Genomic DNA, 19,805 nt, shown 5'->3' with positions numbered 1-19,805 from the left:
GCGGGCGGCGATGCCGGATAATGGACCGATGACCACCCGACTCAACAAACATATCGCCGACACCGGCTTCTGCTCCCGCCGCGAGGCCGATCGCCTGATCGCCGCCCGCCGCGTCACCGTCAACGGCCACGCGGCCGGCACCGGTGCGGTGGTGGGCGAGGAAGACCAGGTGCTGGTCGACGGCCAGCCGCTGCGCGCGCGCGTGGCACGCAAGCCCGGCGCCCGCCGCCACGTCTACATCGCGCTGAACAAGCCGGTGGGCGTCACCTGCACCACCGAAACCTCGGTCAAGGGCAACATCGTCGACTTCGTCGGCCACGAACAGCGCATCTTCCCGGTCGGCCGCCTGGACAAGGAGTCCGAAGGCCTGATCCTTATGACCAGCAACGGCGACATCGTCAACCAGATCCTGCGTGCCGAGAACGGCCACCAGAAGGAGTACCTGGTGGCGGTGAACAAGCCGGTCACCGACGAGTTCCTGCGTGGCATGGCGCGCGGCGTGCGCATCCACGACCAGATGACGCTGCCGTGCAAAACCTCGCGCATCGCCAAGTTCGGATTCCGCATCACCCTGCAGCAGGGACTGAACCGGCAGATCCGCCTGATGGCCGCCGAGTTCGGCTATCGCGTGACCCAGCTGCGCCGCGTGCGCATCGACAACATCAAGATCGGTGCGCTGAAGCCGGGCCAGTGGCGCAACCTGACCGAGCAGGAGCTTCAGGGCCTGCTGCCGAAGCAGCTGGACTGGTAACGCGCGGTAGTGCCGGCCGCTGGCCGGCTGCACCAGGCATCGAATGAGCGCGGGATGCCGGCCAGCGGCCGGCACTCCCCGTTGTGCGGATTGCGCACCGGCATCAGCTAGACTCCGCAGTGACCTGCCGGAACGTGACGCTGCATGATCAAGCCCGACAAGCCTGCCAACGAAGCCCTTCGGCTCGAGGCGCTGTACCGCTACCGGATCCTGGATTCGCAGCGCGAGAAGTCATTCGACGACCTGGTCGCGATCGCCAAGGCAGTCTGCGGTACCTCGATGGCGGCGGTGACCCTGATCGACGTCGAACGGCAGTGGTTCAAGTCGATCCAGGGCATCGACGCGGCGGAAAACCTGCGCAGCGAATCGATGTGTGGCCACGCCATCCTGCAGCCGCAGGAAATCATGGTGGTCGAGGACGCGTTGCAGGACATCCGCTTCCATGACAACCCGGTGGTGACCGGCGACCCGCACATCCGCTTCTACGCCGGTGCGCCACTGATCAGTTCCGATGGCCTGCCACTGGGCACGTTGTGCGTGTTCGATGCACATCCGCAGCACCTGCCCAGCGACAAGGCCGAGGCACTGGCCGCGCTGTCACGGCAGGTGATGCTGGTGATGGAGCTGCGCCGTTTCGCGCTCGACATCCAGAAGCACATGCTGGAACGCGATGACTACGAGCGCCTGTTGGCGGAGTACCAGGACGTGCTGCTGGCGCAGAATGCCGACCTGGCCGAGCAGAGCCGCACCGATGCGCTGACCGGCCTGCCCAACCGCCGCGCAATGGCGGCGGCACTGGAAGAGGCGGTGGTGGAGATCGATGGGCAACCGGGCGTCGCCTGCGTTGCGTTGCTCGACATCGATCATTTCAAGCACATCAATGATTTCCAGGGCCACGCTACAGGCGACCGGGTGCTGGCCGAGCTGGGCGTGCTGCTGCGCTCGCACTTCGCCGGCCGCGGCATGGCTGCGCGCTACGGCGGCGAGGAGTTCGTGGCGGTAATGCCGGGCACCGACCTGCACACGGCCGAACTGCAATGCGAGTTCCTGCGCCTGGCCGTGGCTGACCTGCCGCTTGGATTCCCGGTCACGATCAGCATCGGTGTTGCCCAGCACCAGCCAGGTGAAAGCGTGGATGACATGCTGGCGCGCGCCGACAAGGCGCTGTACCGGGCCAAGGGCAATGGTCGCAACCGGGTGGAACGGGCGGGCTGAAGCCCCAGGTAGATCCACGCCACGCGTGGATGAAAAACCACTCGAACACCGTGCGCGTCGCATTCCCTGCGATCCACGTGCTGCACCATGCCGTCCCTGTTCCCACGGACGCCGACCATGCTGCAGACCCTGGCCATCGCCCACTATCGCTCGCTGCACGGGCTGGTACTGCCGCTGCAGCAGTTGAATGTGGTGACCGGCGACAATGGCAGTGGCAAGTCCAGCCTGTACCGCGCGCTGCGCCTGCTGGCGGAGACCGCGCAGGGCGGCGTCGCGGCGGTTCTGGCCCGCGAAGGTGGGCTCGGTTCGGCGCTGTGGGCGGGGCCGGAAAAAATGGACCGTCGGGTTGCTGCCGGCGAAATCCCCTTGCAGGGCGGCCCACGTCAGGAATCGGTGGGATTGAAGCTGGGCTTCACCACCGACGAGTTCGGCTATGCCATCGACCTGGGCTACCCACCGCCCAGCCGTTCGGCCTTCGCACTGGACCCGCAGATCAAGGCCGAGGCGATCTGGGCCGGACCGTTCCTGCGCAGCGCCAACCTGCTGGTCGACCGACGTGGGGCAATGGTGCGGCAACGCCATGCGCGCGGCTGGGATCTGGTCGATGACCGGTTGTCGCTGTTCGACAGTCTGTTCACCCAGGTTGGCGATCCGCAGCGCATGCCGGAAACCATCGCCCTGCGCGAGTACATCCGTCGCTGGCGCTTCTACGACCATTTCCGCAGCGACGCCGATGCCCCGGCACGGCAACCGGCGATGGCCACGCGCACGCCGGTGCTGCATCACGACGGTCGCGATCTGGCGGCGGCCTGGGTGACCATCCTCGAGATCGGTGATCCGGGCGGACTGGCGCGCAGCGTGGAGGATGCGTTCCCGGGCGCCACGGTGGGGTTCGAGGAACTGGACGGTCGACTCGCCCTGCGCTTCCACCAGCCGGGGCTGCTGCGGCCGTTGTCGATGGCCGAGCTGTCCGACGGCACGCTGCGCTTCCTGCTGCTGGCCGCGGCACTGCACACGCCGCGCCCGCCGCCGCTGCTGGTGCTCAACGAACCGGAGACCAGCCTGCATCCTGACCTGCTGCCGGCGCTGGCGCGGCTGATCATCGCGGCCAGTGCGCGCAGCCAGGTGTGGGTGGTCTCACACGCCAGCCGACTGATCGCAGCACTGGAGCAGGCGCCCGGCTGTCATTCGCTGCATCTGCACAAGGAACAGGGGCGCACGCTGTTGAGCGGGCAGGGCTTGCTGGATGCCCCGGCATGGCACTGGCCACAGCGCTGACAAGGCGATTCGCACCCTGCGCGGATACGCTCAATCGGCGATGTTGCGTGCTTCCGACGTACCGAGAATCTCCGGGTGCTGCACCGGCTTGCGGCGGTTCAACAACGGATGCAGGAACACCGCGCCGACGATGATCGCCACGCCCAGGTAGAACCACGGCGTGACCTCGTGCTGCTCGCGCAGCAGCACCACTGCCAGCACCACCGCGTAGACCGGTTCCAGGTTGGTCACCAGCTGCACCGTGTAGGCGCTCAGGTGGCGTAGCGCGACCAGGGCCAGGGCGAACGGCAGCAGCGTGCAGAACCCGGCCAGTACCAGCAGCAGGATGCCGTCGTGCAGGTCCGGAACCACCCATAGCGGGCTGGCCAGCGCCGGCAGCAGGTAGGGCATCAGTGGCGCCAGCAGGGTCAGGGTGAGGGTGCCGGCGCCCAGCTCCAGTGCGGTGACCGTAAGCGGATCGGCGTGGCTGACCATGCGCTTGTTGAGCGAGCCGAACACCGCCACCAGCAGCGCCGATATCGCGCCGATCAGTACACCCAGGCGCATGCCATCGGGCACGCCACCGACCACCAGTGCAACACCCGGCAGCACGGCCAGGCCGAAGGCGAGTTCACGCAGCTGGAACGGTCGCTTGGCTACCCACGGTTCGATGATCGAGGTGAATACCGGCGCCAGCGCGATGCAGGTGGCGGCCACCGAGGCGTTGGCCAGCTTCACCGCGCCGTAGAACGTCAGCCAGTGCAGGGCGACCAGCGCGCCGATGCCGGCGTAGCCCGCCACCAGGCGCAGTGGCAGGGTGCGCAATCCGCGCCAGACCCGCGGCAGCAGCGCCAACATTGCCGTCACCAGCAGCATGCGCCACCACACCAGCGGCAGCGCCGGCAGGGTGATCAACTTGCCGAGGATGGCGGTGACGCCCCACAGCAGGACACAGAAGTGGATCTGCCACAGCGCTTTGCGGGTGTCGGGTGTGCTCATCCGCCTATTGTGAGGCAAGGCGATGACCGCAGCGCTATCCGCGTGAGGAATTGCTGGCCCCATCTACCCGCCGCTGCAGGGCCATCGCCGCCGCCGGGTTGCGTGCCTTGCCCGCACCAATGCACAGCAGGTAGACCTCGCGCGGCTCTGACGGTGCCGGCGCGGCCAGGCAGGGCAGGTCGTCCACCGGTTCGCCGCGTGACCAGTGGAGCGCGCGTTCGGCCCAGCGCTGCTGCACGGGTGCCGGCAGACCCTCGTTCAAGCGGGCCTGGCTGCGCTTGATCCTGGCGTAGACGAAGCCGGCACTGACATCGCCGTGTAGTGGCGCCTCGTCGCTGTCCTCGATCACCAGCGCCACGCCGTGTCGACGGGCGGCAGCAACCAGTGCCGGGCCATGTGCCTCGGCGTTGCGGACCTCCAGCGCATGCTGCAGCGTCACCCCTTCCAATTGCCTCGGCAGCTGCGCCATCAGGGCACCCAACGCATCGGCATCGGCCGGATGGCGCGGATCGAACTGCCACAGCAACGGGCCGAGCCGGTCACCGAGTGCCAACGCCGCCTCAAGGAACGGTGCGGCGGCCTCCACGGTGCTGGACAGGTCACGGCGCTGTACCAGGTAGCGTGGCGCCTTCATCGAAAATCGAAAACCGTCGGGTGTCTGTGCGGCCCATTGTGCGCACTGGGCCGCAGTCGGCGTGCGGTAGAACGTGCCGTTGATTTCGATGCAGCGCAGGGCCCGGCTGGCATGGGCCAGCTCTTCGCGCTGCGGCAGGCCTGGCGGATAGAACATGCCGCCACGCCATTCGGGAAACACCCAGCCACCAATGCCGCAGCGGATCTCCGCCGGACGGGCGGTCGCGGTCACTGGCCGTGGTCCGCGCGCCACGGGTCGTAGCTGCCGAACCACCACAGATAGCCTTCCGGGTCGGCGCAGGCGTAACCGCGTCCGCCATAGTCCTGGTCGGCGATGTCGATGACAATGCGGGCACCGGCGGCCCTGGCCCGTGCATAGTGCGCATCGGCATCGGCAACGATCACGCAGGCGCTCTGCGTCTGGCGGCCGCCGACCTCGTCCGGCATCACCGCCAGCTTGGACCATTCGCCGCTACTGCTGCTCGAGCCGAGCATGATCATGCCGTTGCCATAGGTGAGCTGCGCATGGAACACCGTATCGCCGTCGGCATACACCGCTTGGACGTGAAAACCGAAGGCGCGTTGCAACCACTCGATGGCGGCCTGCGCGTCGCGATAGCGCAGGCATGGAATGATGGTGGAGCCGTTGCTCGGTTGGCCGTTCCCGCCCATGACACCCCTCCTATGGCACAGGGCAGGGTGCGCCGCAGACCGTTACCATCGCGCGAAACCCCGGTGACGGCCTGCACATGGCCGCCACCCCTGTTCGGAGATCGTGCTGGATGAAACCCTGGATTGGAGGAGCCGTGCTGCTGGCGTGCACGACCATGGCGAGTGCTGCCACCCCCGCGCAGCTGCAGGACCTGGATGCGACCGTCGAGCGCGTGCGCGCGCAGTTCGACGTGCCCGGCATTGCCGTGGCGGTGGTCAAGGATGGGGAGGTGGTGCTGGAACGCGGCTGGGGCGTGCGCGAGCAGGGCAAGCCGGAACCGGTGCAGGCCGATACGCTGTTCGCCATTGCTTCCAACACCAAGGCGTTCACCGCCACCTCACTGAACCTGCTGGCCGAGGACGGCAAACTGAAGATGGACGACAAGGTGATCGACCACCTGCCGTCGTTCCGCATGTCCGATCCGTTCGTGACCGGGCAGATGACGATCCGCGATCTGCTGTCGCACCGCAGCGGGCTGAGCTTGGGCGCCGGTGACCTGCTGTTCTGGCCGACCACCTCCTACAGCAATGCCGAAGTGGTGGAGCGGCTGGGCAAGGTGCCGCTGAAGGGCGGTTTCCGCGAGAGCTATGCGTACGACAACATCCTGTACGCGGTTGCCCAGCAGGTGATCGAGCATGTCTCCGGCATGAGCTACCAGCAGTTCCTGCAGACCCGCATCTTCGACAAGGTGGGCATGGCCGGCACACGCTACAACGCCGATCACCTGAAGCCGGGCGACAAGGCCGCGGTCGGCCACGCCAAGTACGATTTCAAGGACCTGCGTACCGTTGCACCGCTGACCTGGTCGAACAATGCCGGTGCCGGTGGCATCTATTCCAGTGCGCACGACATGGCGCGCTGGATGCAGGTGCAGCTGGACGAAGGCAAGCTGGCCGATGGCACCGCGCTGTTCAGCGACAAGAGCCAGCAGCAGATGTGGCGGATGATCACGCCGCAGTCGATTCCGGCGCCGAGCGTGCCCGAGCTGGCACCGGCGCGCGCCAACTTTGCCGGCTACGGCGAAGGCTGGAGCCTGAGCGACTACCGCGGCCAGAAACTGGTCTGGCATACCGGTGGCTGGCCGGGCATGGTCTCGCGTTTGACCCTGGTGCCGGGCGAGAAGCTGGGCGTGGTGGTGCTGACCAACCAGGAAGTGGGCGCAGCGTTCAACGCGATCACCCTGAGCGTGCTTGATGCCTATCTGGGCGGCGAGAAGCACGACTGGGTGGATGCCTATGCCAAGGCCGTGGCCAAGGGCCAGGACAAGGCCGACGAGGCCTGGGCCAAGCACCAGGCGGCGCGCGACAAGGGCAGCAAGCCGTCGCTGGCACTGGCTGGCTACAGCGGCACCTTCCGCGACCGCTGGTACGGCGACATGCAGGTCAGCGCCGAGGGCAAGGGGCTGCGCCTGCGTTTCATGAAGACCACGCAGCTGAGCGGCCGGCTGGAGCATTGGCAGCACGACACCTTCATCGTGCGCTGGGACGACCGTTCGCTCAACGCCGATGCGTTCGTGAACTTCAGCCTGGATCCGGACGGCAAGGTGCGCGAGGTGCGCATGCAGTCGATCTCCGACCTGACCGATTTCAGCTTCGATTTCCAGGACCTGCTGTTCACCCCGGTGAAATGACGTCGCCGGGCGTGGCCCGGCGCTGCCGTTTGACGAATCCCATCGGTAGTGCCGGCCGCTGGCCGGCAACCTCATGCTCCCCGGAAGCGTCGCGAGGGGGCCGGCCAGCGGCCGGCACTACCGGAACCGCGGCGATCATCGGCTGGCGTACACACCCGGCGTGGGATACTCCGCCGGCTATTGATGGCGAGGGAATGCGATGTTCCGTTGGTTTGAATCCCTGATCCCGGTGTTTCCGCCCGTGGACGGGCGCATGCCGCCGCGCAAGGTGCTGCCGTTCTACCTGCACTACCTGCGCCCGGTGTGGCCGGTGCTGCTGGCCACCCTGATCGCCGGCCTGCTGCTGGCGCTGGTGGAAGTGGCAATGTTCGATTACCTGGGCCGCATCGTCGACATGGTCGCCGAGCAGCCGGGGGGCGATTTCTTCAAGCGCCATGCCAATGAGCTGGGCTGGATGCTGTTCATCACGGTCATCGCGCGGCCGATCCTGGTCGGCCTGCACAACCTGCTGGTCAACCAGGCCATCGTGCCCGGCCTGAGCAACCGCTCGCGCTGGCTGATGCACAACTACGTGGTGCGGCAGAGCCTGAACTTCTTCCAGAACGACTTCGCCGGCAGCGTGGCCAACCGGGTGATGCAGACCGGTACCTCGCTGCGCGAATCGGCAGTGCAGATGGTCGACTCGCTCTGGTACATCGTGGTCTACACCGGCACCGCGCTGTACCTGTTCGCGCAGGCCGACTGGCGGCTGATGGTGCCGTTGATCCTGTGGCTGCTGGCCTATGCAGTGATCCTGGCCTACTTCGTTCCGCGCGCGAAGGAACGCGCATGGATCGCCTCCGAAGCGCGTTCCAAGGCGATGGGCCGCATCGTTGATGGCTACACCAACATTCCCACGTTGAAGCTGTTCGCCCATGGCGGACGCGAGCAGGCCTATGTGGCCGAGTCGATCCAGGAACTGGCGGTGAAGCACCGCGCGCAGACCCGGGTCACTACCGGCATGGACCTGGCCATCGCCATCGTCAACGGTTTTCTGATCGCCGGTACCTGCGGCCTGGCGCTGTGGTTGTGGAACGGCGGCCACATCACCGTTGGCGCGATCACGTTGGCGACCGGCCTGGTGATCCGCATCCACAACATGTCCGGCTGGATCATGTGGACCATCAATGGCATCTTCGAGGACATCGGCACAGTGCAGGATGGCATCACCACCATCGCCCAGCCGCTGACCGTGCAGGACCGCGAGGATGCGGTGCCGCTGCAGGTGACCCGTGGTGGCGTGCACTTCCAGGACATCCACTTCCACTACGGCAAGAAGGGCGGCGTGATTGCCGGACTGGACCTGGTGGTGAAGCCGGGCGAGAAGATCGGCCTGGTCGGCCCTTCCGGTGCCGGCAAGTCGACCCTGGTCAACGTGCTGCTGCGCCTGTACGACCTGGAAAGCGGCCGCATCCTGATCGACGATCAGGACATTGCCTACGTCACGCAGGAAAGCCTGCGCCAGCAGATCGGCGTGGTCACCCAGGACACCTCGCTGTTGCATCGCTCGATCCGCGACAACCTGCTGTATGGCCGCCCCGATGCCACTGACGAGCAGTTGCATGGCGCGGTGGCCAAGGCGCGCGCCGCAGCCTTCATCGATACGCTGGTGGACGGGCAGGGCCGGCGTGGCTACGACGCGCACGTGGGCGAGCGTGGCGTGAAGCTGTCCGGTGGCCAGCGCCAGCGCATCGCGATCGCCCGCGTGCTGCTGAAGGACGCACCGATCCTGGTGCTGGATGAGGCGACCTCGGCACTGGACTCGGAAGTGGAAGCAGCGATCCAGGACAGCCTGGACCAGTTGATGGGCAACAAGACGGTGATCGCAATCGCGCACCGCCTGTCGACCATCGCGCGCATGGACCGGTTGGTGGTGATGGACCAGGGTCGCATCGTCGAGACCGGCACCCATGCCGAGCTGATTGCGGCTGGTGGCCTGTATGCGCGCTTGTGGGCGCGGCAGACCGGAGGGTTTGTGGCGGCGGATCAATGATGGCGTAGCATGGGAACCTGGAGGCACCCCACTGCATTGCCGTTGCTATGGGGGACTGTCAGTTTCGGCTCGTTGCGTGGTCTGGGGACTGTGGCTGATCACCAAAGAATACTTCAGCATCAGGGATGTATCCCTCTTCCAAGAGTACCGCAGCCATGCCTTTTGAATGTAGAAGATCCTGAAGTGGCAGAGAGGTGAATACTCTGTTGTAGCGGGAAGTCGTGGAGTGGAGCACTGTGACCCAGTGCATTCGGCTCGCGACATCAAGATTGAGGTTCATCGTGTTGCCGATCGCGTCGTTGGTCAGGCGGACCCAGCATCGAGACGGTGATGGAGGAGCCTGCAGGAGCGCTCCCGATTCAATGTCTCCCTCTGCCCAGGATCGACCAAGTTCGTCAACCTCGTCGAGCCAGGGCTGCAGGCTTGAAGTGGCTTCCGCGAAGCACTTATGGTCGTTTGCGGAGTCAATATGAAAGCTTTGGATCGTTTTTCTATCAGCCTTCACTGGCATTGCAAATCGGGCGTTGACGATGGGAATCCGGTGCTTGCGGGCCATACGTTCAATGGATTGGGAAAGTGAGCGGCCGGTTCGAGTTCCGCTGAGCTTCAATGCCGCGTCGTGAACTTTCCAGGCAGCGTACATTGGGCGCATCCTCTCAATGCTCGCGTCGCGCATGCCATAGAGATGCTTGAGTTCACTCCACTTCATGTACTCGTTTACTGTGAGCTCGTCACGAAGCGTTCTACCATCTGCGAGGAACTTGAGCTTGCGAATGGAGGGCCACAGCATGAGGCTGCGAAGAAGACCACCATCGTGCTCCATGGTTACACCCGGTGAGCTAAGAATAGCCTCGGATGTCGAGATCGCTGCTTCAATGCCACGAGTGTCGATGGGTAGGCTCTCCCTCAGAGGCTGAATTGTGCCCAGCACCAGCAGGGTTGAAGAACCTTTTTTGAACTGCCAGATGCGCGGGCCGGGAGTTGAATGGATGGCGTGGACCGCTGGCAGGCTGGTCGTGCTTGGTTCTCCTTCACCGTTGGCGTATGCATTGGAGGACGAGGCTGGAATGAGAAGAAGGGCCGCCAACGTCGCGGGCGCGAATTTAGATCCTTCCATGTTCAGTCCAAGCATGCCGTGTACCTGGTGTCTGGCCGGGTTCGCGGGTCCTTGAAGAACATGTTCCAAGCGTCATCGATTGTGTTGGGGTGGAACGTTGGGAACCTGGAATTCTTCATGAAATGTTGCCGGATGTACTGCCAGTAGATGATCTGAGGTCGCATTGAACTTTCAAGAAAGCGGTAGAACTGCGCCGTGGTCCAGTAATCAGCTGCTTCCGATGGGAGCGATGTTCGCGTCTGAGTCGGCTCGATGGGATCACCAATGGAAGCACAGCCTCGAAGTTCACGATCGACGACGGAGACGATCGGCAGGATGCAGCTTCCGGTTCCCCGCGCCATTGCTGCAGTCCCCAACATGATGTCCAATGGGCGGCCGATAAACGGGATGCAATAGGTTTCCTCACGAATGCGGTGGACGTCGGGCATCATGATGACTACTGCTCCCTTCTTCAGTGCTCGAAGCGCTGTGGCTATCCCGCCTGCATTCGAGTGAATAATGCCCGCGCGGCATCCAGCATGTGCGAACAGTCTCCGGTACAGGTCATCGAACAAGTCGTTTCCTGCATGGTTCTTTGGGTCGCCATATAAGATGTAGATGTCACGCAGGTGGCGGATGTGCTCCATCAGGCGGACTGCAGACAGGATGTAATGACCGTGATGCGGTAGTGCGATCACGGCTCCTCTGCCCTTCGGGAGCTTTTCATCGATTGAGGAGTAGTCGGAACGGTCGATGCCGTGGACTGCCTCCAGGAGTGACGCGCGGTCAAGGTGCGCCAGCTGGGATCTGATGGAGGCCTTTGACTGGTACCACCGGTAATAGGAGTCCAATCCGAGTCCGCTGACTTCACATGCGGATCGGATGGCGGACCTCTCCCCATCAGAAAGAACCAATCCAAGCTGCTGCTCTGTCTGGATTCTATGCCGAAAGGTGGCTTCCTGGGCAGACCGGTGACCCTCACATGCTTTCGTGTCGTACATCCTCGAATTCCTTTACTGGCTGAGACGCTCGGTAGAGGCTCTTGAGTTGCCCATGAATCCGATCAAACCGCTCGGGATTGAAATCTGGATGCGTCCAGTACATATGCATAAGGGCTGAATGAAAGGCGCGCTGACGGACTCTGTTTTCGATTAGTCGCCTACTGGGATGTCTCTCTGTCTGGAGCTCTTGCACGAGCCAGTCTCCTCCCAACATGGCGTTGGAATCTAAATGGTTCGAGATGATGCGCAGCACGGAAACAAGAGGAGAGCATGGGGGTAGCATGAACATGCCTTCGTATGTGCTTACCACGAGGCGAAATCCGTAGGTGCTGTTGAGGATGCTCTCTGCCAGCGACAGAAATCGCTGCTGGCCGCGCTGTGATGTAAGCACAGGGGCGTCAAGGCTGGATGTGAGTTGATCACTGAATACAATGACGGCATGGGTTCCTGGGCTGTCATCGAGCTTTTGAAATGCGTCGGACGGGGCTTCCGAGTACGCGGGGTCTTTGCCAATTATTGAGGTGACCATGCCCCGAGTGGAGAGTTCGATAGCGCGATTGATGTTGGATCGAGTCGTCGCGAGAATGATTGCAGTGGATGATGAAATTCTCGTTGGATAAGGAAAAATTCCATCAATATGCATGCAGGGATGTTCCGGATTACGTTCGGTTTCGCTCAGGCCATCATGGCTGATGCTCATCACTATCCTAATCTCGCTTAATGGCAGTGGTGGCACACGGGCGAACCGTGTGCCATTCCCCCTCTGTTACCGGGGATCTTCGTAGTTGTTCGAGCCACAGCAGTCACTGCTGAATGCGGCAACTTTGATGGCATCGGACTCGGCTTCAAAGACAGTATCCAGGGCGGTTGCATTTGCGCTGGAGGATTTCATCCAGGCGGCAATGGCTTTCGGATCTGAAAGGACGGTGGATGCGTGCATGGCGTAGCTCCTTTGTAGGAATGAGTTGATGACCGGACGAAATTTCCTGGTCGGCATCAAGAATGCGCCGTATGTACGGAGTCTTTCTGTCAGTGATCGCAGATGCGTTGCGTAGGATTTTTCCTTGATTTTTCCTATCAGATTCTGCGTCGACCAAGCCGCGCTGCGCGCTGTTTCCTGGTTCGATCAGTGCAAGAAGTTCCGCCTGAAGTCGGGACTAGATATGCACAGAAGAACTCTGTCGAAGGCTCGGGCAAGTTCGGTGCTCGCAGTCCCACCGAGGTAGGGGCGGCACTCTAGGAGCTCCGTCGAAGAGAGGTGTACACCGGGCTCACCACGACAGGACGACTGCGCTTCAGTTGACGAAGACGTGGATTCACGGATGCTGCCATCCCCGTTTCGTCGCCTTGAGCCCGGGCTGTTGATCGTTTCGGTGGTGCCGTACCGGGCATGGATCATCTGCCATGAGTGACGAGACTCTCTACACCCCGGTGGTCGGAGATGCAGATTCGATCTTTCTTTAGGACTGCCATGTACTACCGCATCTTTGGTTGCCTATCGATGGTGATCAGCCTCGCCGCCGTGGCACCAGCTGCGGCACATACTGGAGAGGCGAATGGCATACGTGAAGACACGCTGGAGCAGGTCGTCCTGCTCAGCCGCCACAACCTGCGCGCGCCGGTGGTGGCCTCCGGCGCGCTCGCCAACGCGACACCCGAGACCTGGCCGCGCTGGGAGGTGGCACCGGGCGAGCTGACCACCAAGGGCGGCGTGCTGGAGGTCTACATGGGCCGTTACATCGGCCAGTGGCTGCGGCAGGCAAAGTTGCTGCCGGCAACGGGCTGCCCGCAGCCGAGCGACTTCCACGCGCACGCCAACAGCCTGCAGCGCACCCAGGCCACCGCGCAGTTTTTCGTTGCCGGTGCGTTCCCGGGCTGCCACGTGACGGTGGAACAGCGCATGCCGCTGGGCACGATGGATCCGTTGTTCAATCCGGTGATCCACAACGGTGATGCGGCCTTCCGCGAACGCGCGTTGTCGGCGATGCAACAGGCGCAGGCCGCATCGGATCTGGCACCGGCGTTGGCGGCGGTGGAGGCGATCACCCGCTACCCGCAGTCGGCTGCGTGCGCAGGCCGCAGCGAATGCCACCTGACGCCGGCCGATTCCATTTTCAGCGCAGAGCCGGGCAAAGAACCTCGTACTTCCGGTTCGCTGGCCCTGGCCAGCGGGTTGGTCGATGCCTTGTTGATGGAGCACTACCAGGTAAGTGGCATTCCCGGCGAAGGCTGGGGCCGATTGAACACGGAGGACCAATGGCAGGCGCTGGCGCAGGTCCGCAACCGCTACCAGGACATCCTGTTCGGAACACCCGAGGTGGCGCGTGACGTGGCTGCGCCGCTTTTGGCAAGAATAAACGGGCTGTTCGAAGATCCGGCGTCACCGAAGGTGAGCCTGCTGGTCGGCCACGATTCCAACATCGGTTCCGTGCTGGCGGCGCTGGGAATCACGGACTACACGTTGCCGGGCCAGTATGAGAAGACGCCGATCGGCGGCCTGCTGCAGTTTGAACGCTGGCGTGATCGTGGGGCCGGCGAAGTGCGTTTCCGCCTGGCCTACGTCTACCCGACCACCGCGCAACTGCGAGATGCGCTGCCGTTGAGCGATGTACAGCCACCCGGTCGGGTGGAGCTCGCGCTTCCCGGGTGTGGGCAGAATGGATGCAGTGACGTGCAGTTCGAGCGCGTACTGCATCGCGCGGTGAATTGAATGCCATCCACGCATGGCGTGGATCTACTGGCAGGCGGGTTGTAGATCCACGCCATGCGTGGATGGGTCCATCCCGGGACGCCGAACAGAAAACGGCCCGGGTTTCCCCGGGCCGTTCCGTTTCCAACTCACACCTGCGCGATCACTCGATCGGCTGGTCCAGCATCAGCTGGCGTGCGAAACGCACCGGCGGCGCGCCGTAGGACAGCATCTGGTCGTGATAGGCCTTGAGGTTGAACTTGTCGCCCAGCTTGTCCTGCATCGCCTTGCGGGTGTCGAAGTGTTCCTGCGCACCGACGAAGTAGGTCGGCAGCTGTGCCGAGGTCAGCTGCGCGCGCACCCACTTGCCCGAGGCTTCGCTTTCCTGCTGGAAGGCATCGTGGGTCATCAGGTGCATCGCCTTCTCGCGATCCCAGTTGTCCACGTGTACGCCCTGGTCGAGGATCGCGTTGGAGATCGTGCGCAGGTAGAACTTCAGCTGCACCAGGTGGAACAGCGGGTCGTTGTTGAGGTAACCCTGCTCCTGCATCATGCGCTCGGTGTAGACCGCCCAGCCTTCGGCGAACAGGCCCGAACGCAGCACCGCACGCAGGGTGGAGGGGAACTTGGCCGAATGCCAACCTTCCAGGTAGTGGCCCGGAGTACCTTCGTGGATGCTCAGCAGGTGGATCATGCGCGAGTTGTACTCACGCAGGAACGAGTCGACCTGCTTGTCGTTCCAGTCGTCCGGAATCGGCGACACGGCGTAGAAGGTCTTCAGGTTCTTGTCCAGCGGGCCCGGCGAATCGCAGTAGGCCACGGCCACGCCACGCTGGAATTCCGGCATCAGGATGATGTCCACCGGCGCGTCGGGCAGGGTCATCAGATCGTGCTCGCGCACGAATGCGGTGGACTGCTCCAGTGCGGCCTTGGCATCGTCGACGACCTTGTCGCGTGCCGGCTTGTCGGCGTAGGCCAGCTCCAGCGCGGCCTCGATCGCCTTCTGCTGCTGCTCGTCGGTCGGCTGTGCCGGCATCTCCGGTGCGCCCGGCTTGTCCTTCAGCACGGTCTGCGCGATGCCGTACATGTCTTCGCGCACGCGCTTGAGTTCGGCGCGTGCACGCTCGCCGATCTCCTGGCGAGACAGCGACGAGTTCAGCGCGAATTTCAGCTTCTGGTCGTACTTTTCCGCACCGATGCGGAAGTCGCCCTTGGCGTTCGGCACCAGGGTCTTGTCCAGCCAGGTCTGCTGTTCGTCCACGGCCTTCTTCAGGCCATCGATGGCGGCCTGCAGGCGCTGCTGGTCGGCCTGCGGCAGTTCACCGATGTGCGGGGTGATGAAGGTATCGACGATGCTGAGGATGCCCTTGTTCTGCTTGGCCACCGTCTCGGCATGGATCTTCGGCACGCGGGCCGGATCCAGGTTCTCGCGGGCCTGGGCGAAGATCGCCGGCAGCTTCTCCATGCGCGCGGTGGCCGACTTCAGGCGCTCGGGCAGCGGTGCGAACTCGCGCGCCATCAGGCCGTAGATCGCGCTGCCAGCGATGCCGTTGTACAGCTGCGGGTCCCACTTGCCGGACTGCAGCACTTCGGCGTTCCAGATTTCCGACTGCAGCTGGTTGCGCAGGATCGCCGCGTCCACCTGGTTTTCGCGGCCCAGCTTGGCCACCTCGATCTTGTCCAGCTCGCCCAGAAGCGCCTTGTAGGCGGCCAGGGTCTTCTGCTGGCCGGCGGCACTGAGGTCATCCAGTTCGCTGTCGTAGCGGTGGTCACCGATCTGGGTGGCGCTGACCGGCGACAGCTGCATCCAGGTGTCCAGGGCGCGCTTGGAAAGATCGGCGAAGGCGGCATCGACCGCCGCGTCGCCGGCCTGCTGGCTGGCGGCCGGGGTGGAAGCGTTGGTCGGGGCGTCGGCCGGCTGGCAACCGGCCAGGGCGGCGACCAGGGCGAGGGCAAGAAGATGCGGGCGCATCGGCGTTCCTGTACAGGGTCAAACCCCGAGCATAGGGCCCCGGGGCTGCTTTGTCCCCGTGCCATAGGATTACCATGGGCACTGACAAGGACCCTCCAGCGGAGCGCAGGACATGGAATACCAGGGAAGCTGCCATTGCGGCAGGATCGCATTCACCGTACAGGCCGAGGCGCCGATCAGCGACGTCATCGACTGCAACTGCTCGATGTGCCGTCGCCGCGGCAGCCTGCTGTGGTTTGCCCCGCGCGAGGCGTTCCAGCTGAGCACCAATCCCGCGGACGTGGCCACCTACCACTTCAACAAAGCCCACATCGATCATCACCACTGCCGCGAGTGCGGCGTTGCCCCCTACAGCGAAGCGGTGGACCCGCGCACCGGTACGCCGATGGTGGCGGTGAACGTGCGCTGCGTACCGCAGGTGGACCTGGCCACGCTGGCGGTGATGTCCTACGACGGAGCGGCACTGTGACGCCGCTGCGCGCGTGGACGCGTGTGGTGGCAATGCCGGTGCTGCTGCTGGCGCTGGCGGCCTGTGCCAAGAACGGCGAGAGGGCGCAGGAGGCGGGTGCGGCCGCTGCCGATGCTGCTGTCGCTTCGCCGGAAGGTGCGTTCCTGGCCTACGAGCATGACGTGCAGATCCAGCTGGAAGCGGCGCAGATCGCTGTGCGTATCCAGCAGGTGGCGCAGGCCTGCCAGAGTGCGAAGTTCGGTGATTGCGCGGTGCTGCAGGTCGACCAGCGCAGTGGCGAGCAGCCCAGTGGCGAGGTCAAGGTGCGCATTGCGCCAAAGGGCACCGAGCCGTTGATCGCTCTGGCCGGTGAGGGGGGCACGCTGCAGTCGCGCAATACGCGCGCCGAGGACCTGGCGCAGGAGGTAGCAGACACCGCACTGACCAAGGCGCGGCTGGAGAAGGAACATGCGCGGCTGCTGTCCTATCAGGACCGCAAGGACCTGAAGATCGAAGACCTGATGGCGATCACCACGCGCCTGTCGGAGATCGAAGCGGGCGTCGAACAGGCCAACAAGGATTCGGCGCAGCAACGCCGGCGCATCGATACCCAGCTGGTCACGATGCACTTCGATACCACCTCGGGCCAGCGCAGCCGCAGCGAGATCGGCGAAGCGCTGAGTGAATCGGGCAGCATCCTCAGCACCAGTATTGCGTTCCTGATCCGCGCCGCGGCCGCGCTGCTGCCGGTGGCGGTGCTGGCCCTGATAGCGGCCTGGGGTGTGCGGGCGTGGTGGCGTCGCCGCCGCCGCAGGCCGCCGCCCAGCCTCTGAGGTGAAGGTTGATGCCGGCAACCCGCCGGCATCAGCCCTCGTCGGTCTCGTACTCGACGAACACGTCCAGCTCCAGTGCCAGTTCCTGCACGGCATCGCGCACCTTCTGCGCGGTGCTTTCATTGCCGACTTCCACCTCCAGTTCGTGGATGCCCGGGCCGATGTCATCGGACAGCCCGGCCGAACTGGAATCGTCGTCGTCCATGTGCGGCATCAGGTCGTCGGTTTCCTCGACATGTTCGATGCCGTCCAGGCCGAGCAGCAGGTCGCTGATGGCACGGGCGTCGTCTTCGGTTCCGGTGATGCGCAGTCGCAGCATGGCCATGGCGTCGATACGGTGTGGGGTTGCCTGCAGCCTAGCCAGCGTGAAGCAAAGAACGGGTGAGGGCGCAGTCAGGTGCGTGTGGCCGGGCGCCCGAGCAGGCTTTCCGGCAACGCGGGAATCGGCGTGCGTTCGTCCTGTGCCTGCTCCAGCAACCAGTCGATGAACAGGCGCGCGGCGTGGCTCGGCGGTTGCCCTTCGGCATGCACCACGTGATACGCGTAGCGCGCCTTCAGCGCCGGGCCAGGCAGGCGTACCACCTCGTAGCGCTGCAGGTAGGGCTGCGCGATATGGGTACGTGCCAGCACCGCGCCCATGCCGTACACCGCGGCACGCATCGCATCGGTGCTGTCGGCGAAGGTATGCATCGGCGGCAGCGGCGACGGTGGACGCACACCCGCGTGGCGGAACCAGTCGCGCCAGCCCTGCGGCGACAGATCGGTCAGCAGCGGCAGGTCGGCGATGCGCGCCGGATCGACCAGCGTTTCGACCCCGGCCAGCGCCGGTGAGGCGACCGGGAACAGGTAGTCATCCATCAGGTGCTGTGCACGCAGGCCCGGCCACTGGCCCAGGCCATAGCGGATGCCGACTTCCGGGCCGTTGTCGTCGTAGCGATCCAGCCCGCTGCCCGTGTGCAGTTCGATGCGGATGTGCGGATAGGCCTGGGTGAAGCGTGGCAGCCGTGGCAGCAGCCAGCAGTAGGACAGCGAGCGCAGCGTGGTGATCCGCAGCGGCACGCTGTCGGCATCCGGCTGCAGGTGATGGGCGACGGCCGCGACATCGGAGAAGGCGGCGCTGGCGGCGTCGGCCAGCTGCCGGCCCTCGGCAGTCAGGCGCACGCCGCGGGCGTGGCGCAGGAACAGCCGGGTTTCCAGCACCTCCTCCAGCCGGCGCACGTGGTGGCTGACCGCGCTGGCGGTCAGGTGCAGCTCCTGCGCGGCCTGGGCGAAGTTCTGGTGGCGCGCGGCGACCGCGAACACGGCCAGTGCGGGGAGCAGGGAAGGGCGTAGCTGCATGTCGAGCCTCAAACCATATTTGTGGCTGGCAGCGATACTACGCGCTTGTGCGGCGGGCGTCTGCGCTCGATCCTATCTGCCTTGGCGAGGAACAGACGATGGACGGAGGCAGGGCATGAATGCGGTCCCACAGGCGGCCGAGCGCGACTGGCGCACGCCGCTGGAATTGACCCTGCTGGGCGCCATCTGGGGCTGCTCGTTCCTGTTCATGCGGGTGGCGGTGCCGTCGTTCGGCCCGTTCGCGCTGGTCGAGGTGCGGCTGGTGCTGGGCGCGCTGGTGCTGCTGCCGTTCCTGTGGCGCGCCCGCGCACAGTTCCCGCCGCGGCGCTGGCTGTGGCTGGCACCGATCGGCCTGATCAACTCGGCACTGCCGTTCGTGCTGTTCGCCTATGCCGCCGAACAGGCACCGGCCGCGATCGGTGCGATCTGCAATGCCATGACGGTGCTGTTCGCCGCGCTGATCGCTTTCCTGTTCTTCGGTGAAAAGATCGGCATGCGCCGTGCCGGTGCGCTGCTGGTCGGCTTCGCCGGCGTGGTGGTGCTGGCCACCGCCAAGGTCTCCGGCCTGAGCATCGGCACCGCGGTGCTGGCCGGTGCGGCGGCTTCGTTGCTGTACGGCCTGGGCGTGAACCTGGTGAAGCGGCACATGACCGGCCTGCCGTCGGCGGCCGCGGCGGCGGCAACGCTGTCGTGCGCCTCGCTGTGGATGCTGCCGATGGCGGTCAGCCACTGGCCGCAGGCGGCGATTCCGGCCAAGGCCTGGGGCGCAGCGATCGCGCTTGGCGTGGCCTGCACCGGGCTGGCGTTCCTGATGTTCTATCGTTTGATCGGCCGTATCGGCCCGTCGCGTGCATCGACGGTGACCTATCTGGTGCCGTTGTTCGGCGCAGCGTTCGCGTGGTTGTTCCTGGGTGAAGCGGTCACGGTGCAGATGTTGATTGCCGGTGCGTTGATTCTGGGGAGTGTGGCGGTGAGTCAGAAGGGCTGATGCGTTGGCGTTTTGCGCGTGGCGCGTGCTGAAGGTGCTTCATCGTTCATGGGCGTTACTTTTCTTTGTACGCAAAGAAAAGTAACCAAAAGAAACGTTCCGCCGGTCACGAGCCGATGCGCGTTGCGCATCGGTGCCCTGCGCTCCTCGGCCCGTCGAGGGACGGCGCGGGAACTCGCTGCGCTCAGACACCCGCGCCTCTTCGCCCTCG

General features: G+C 64.6%; 19 protein-coding genes. 9 read left to right on the top strand and 10 right to left on the bottom strand.

Annotated elements, in window-relative coordinates:
* Positions 1–28 precede the first annotated feature (28 nt).
* The 3 genes from R1L06_RS18400 to R1L06_RS18390 all read left to right on the top strand — a co-directional run bounded on the left by R1L06_RS18400 (position 29) and on the right by R1L06_RS18390 (position 3,244).
* A complete protein-coding gene (locus R1L06_RS18400) occupies positions 29–751 on the top strand; it encodes a pseudouridine synthase (protein ID WP_032128352.1) in 723 nt (240 codons plus the stop codon).
* A 144-nt stretch (positions 752–895) separates the two neighbouring features.
* Positions 896–1,966, top strand: coding sequence for a sensor domain-containing diguanylate cyclase (locus R1L06_RS18395; RefSeq protein WP_125893804.1), 1,071 nt, complete (start codon positions 896–898; stop codon positions 1,964–1,966).
* Between the two features lie 117 nt (positions 1,967–2,083).
* Positions 2,084–3,244 (top strand): AAA family ATPase, encoded by a 1,161-nt coding sequence (locus R1L06_RS18390; RefSeq protein ID WP_317218424.1) that lies wholly within the window; start codon positions 2,084–2,086, stop codon positions 3,242–3,244.
* A 30-nt stretch (positions 3,245–3,274) separates the two neighbouring features.
* Here the strand turns inward: R1L06_RS18390 and R1L06_RS18385 are convergent, their stop codons facing one another.
* The 3 genes from R1L06_RS18385 to R1L06_RS18375 are packed head-to-tail and all read right to left on the bottom strand — an operon-like array spanning position 3,275 to position 5,527.
* Positions 3,275–4,222 (bottom strand): DMT family transporter, encoded by a 948-nt coding sequence (locus R1L06_RS18385; RefSeq protein WP_049461762.1) that lies wholly within the window; start codon positions 4,220–4,222, stop codon positions 3,275–3,277.
* 34 nt (positions 4,223–4,256) lie between these two features.
* Positions 4,257–5,087: a DUF72 domain-containing protein gene (locus tag R1L06_RS18380; RefSeq protein WP_317218419.1), complete on the bottom strand. Its 831-nt coding sequence runs from the start codon at positions 5,085–5,087 to the stop codon at positions 4,257–4,259.
* Positions 5,084–5,527: a VOC family protein gene (locus tag R1L06_RS18375; RefSeq protein WP_317218418.1), complete on the bottom strand. Its 444-nt coding sequence runs from the start codon at positions 5,525–5,527 to the stop codon at positions 5,084–5,086. The genes R1L06_RS18380 and R1L06_RS18375 overlap by 4 nt, the downstream gene beginning before the upstream one ends.
* Before the next feature lie 110 nt (positions 5,528–5,637).
* On the opposite strand from R1L06_RS18375, the gene R1L06_RS18370 reads away from it, so the two are divergent.
* Together R1L06_RS18370 and smrA are read left to right on the top strand one after the other, a co-directional pair.
* The gene (locus R1L06_RS18370) at positions 5,638–7,197 is read left to right on the top strand and encodes a serine hydrolase (protein WP_317218417.1); all 1,560 of its coding nucleotides are present in this window, start codon (positions 5,638–5,640) and stop codon (positions 7,195–7,197) included.
* 199 nt (positions 7,198–7,396) lie between these two features.
* A complete protein-coding gene (gene smrA, locus R1L06_RS18365; RefSeq protein ID WP_317218416.1) occupies positions 7,397–9,229 on the top strand; it encodes a multidrug efflux ABC transporter SmrA in 1,833 nt (610 codons plus the stop codon).
* Positions 9,230–9,287: 58 nt separating this feature from the next.
* On the opposite strand, the gene R1L06_RS18360 is transcribed toward smrA, so the two are convergent.
* The 4 genes from R1L06_RS18360 to R1L06_RS18345 form a co-directional block, all read right to left on the bottom strand.
* Complete coding sequence (locus R1L06_RS18360) at positions 9,288–10,361, bottom strand: TraB/GumN family protein (RefSeq protein WP_317218415.1); 1,074 nt, start codon at positions 10,359–10,361, stop codon at positions 9,288–9,290.
* Entirely contained in the window at positions 10,349–11,326 is a 978-nt protein-coding gene (locus R1L06_RS18355) for an LpxL/LpxP family acyltransferase (RefSeq protein WP_317218414.1), read from the bottom strand. Before R1L06_RS18355 ends, R1L06_RS18360 begins: the two co-directional genes overlap by 13 nt.
* Positions 11,304–12,026, bottom strand: a complete 723-nt coding sequence (locus R1L06_RS18350) for a hypothetical protein (protein ID WP_317218413.1) — start codon at positions 12,024–12,026, stop codon at positions 11,304–11,306. Before R1L06_RS18350 ends, R1L06_RS18355 begins: the two co-directional genes overlap by 23 nt.
* A 66-nt stretch (positions 12,027–12,092) precedes the next feature.
* Positions 12,093–12,266 (bottom strand): hypothetical protein, encoded by a 174-nt coding sequence (locus tag R1L06_RS18345; protein WP_317218412.1) that lies wholly within the window; start codon positions 12,264–12,266, stop codon positions 12,093–12,095.
* Positions 12,267–12,797: 531 nt separating this feature from the next.
* On the opposite strand from R1L06_RS18345, the gene agp reads away from it, so the two are divergent.
* Positions 12,798–14,036 (top strand): bifunctional glucose-1-phosphatase/inositol phosphatase, encoded by a 1,239-nt coding sequence (gene agp / locus R1L06_RS18340; RefSeq protein WP_317218411.1) that lies wholly within the window; start codon positions 12,798–12,800, stop codon positions 14,034–14,036.
* A 142-nt stretch (positions 14,037–14,178) separates the two neighbouring features.
* Here agp and R1L06_RS18335 read toward each other — a convergent pair whose 3' ends face one another.
* Positions 14,179–15,987, bottom strand: a complete 1,809-nt coding sequence (locus R1L06_RS18335) for a DUF885 domain-containing protein (RefSeq protein ID WP_317218410.1) — start codon at positions 15,985–15,987, stop codon at positions 14,179–14,181.
* A gap of 112 nt (positions 15,988–16,099) precedes the next feature.
* Here R1L06_RS18335 and R1L06_RS18330 point away from each other — a divergent pair, with 112 nt between their 5' ends.
* Both R1L06_RS18330 and R1L06_RS18325 read left to right on the top strand, forming a co-directional pair.
* On the top strand, positions 16,100–16,456 hold the full coding sequence (locus R1L06_RS18330) for a GFA family protein (RefSeq protein WP_046983156.1): 357 nt from the start codon (positions 16,100–16,102) through the stop codon (positions 16,454–16,456).
* A 32-nt stretch (positions 16,457–16,488) separates the two neighbouring features.
* Complete coding sequence (locus tag R1L06_RS18325; RefSeq protein WP_317218423.1) at positions 16,489–17,268, top strand: DUF4349 domain-containing protein; 780 nt, start codon at positions 16,489–16,491, stop codon at positions 17,266–17,268.
* Positions 17,269–17,299: 31 nt separating this feature from the next.
* Here R1L06_RS18325 and R1L06_RS18320 read toward each other — a convergent pair whose 3' ends face one another.
* Both R1L06_RS18320 and R1L06_RS18315 read right to left on the bottom strand, forming a co-directional pair.
* Positions 17,300–17,593 (bottom strand): hypothetical protein, encoded by a 294-nt coding sequence (locus tag R1L06_RS18320; protein ID WP_005415831.1) that lies wholly within the window; start codon positions 17,591–17,593, stop codon positions 17,300–17,302.
* Positions 17,594–17,661: 68 nt separating this feature from the next.
* Positions 17,662–18,606: a LysR substrate-binding domain-containing protein gene (locus R1L06_RS18315; protein WP_317218409.1), complete on the bottom strand. Its 945-nt coding sequence runs from the start codon at positions 18,604–18,606 to the stop codon at positions 17,662–17,664.
* Between the two features lie 115 nt (positions 18,607–18,721).
* Between R1L06_RS18315 and R1L06_RS18310 the strand changes: the two genes are divergently transcribed.
* Positions 18,722–19,594, top strand: a complete 873-nt coding sequence (locus tag R1L06_RS18310) for a DMT family transporter (protein ID WP_317218408.1) — start codon at positions 18,722–18,724, stop codon at positions 19,592–19,594.
* Positions 19,595–19,805 lie beyond the last annotated feature (211 nt).

This window comes from Stenotrophomonas mexicanensis (assembly GCF_032911605.1).
In the GTDB taxonomy this organism is placed as follows: Bacteria; Pseudomonadota; Gammaproteobacteria; order Xanthomonadales; family Xanthomonadaceae; genus Stenotrophomonas; species Stenotrophomonas maltophilia_A.
The sequence above is the reverse complement of the archived record's forward strand: the minus strand, read 5'-3'. Positions and strand labels throughout refer to the sequence as shown.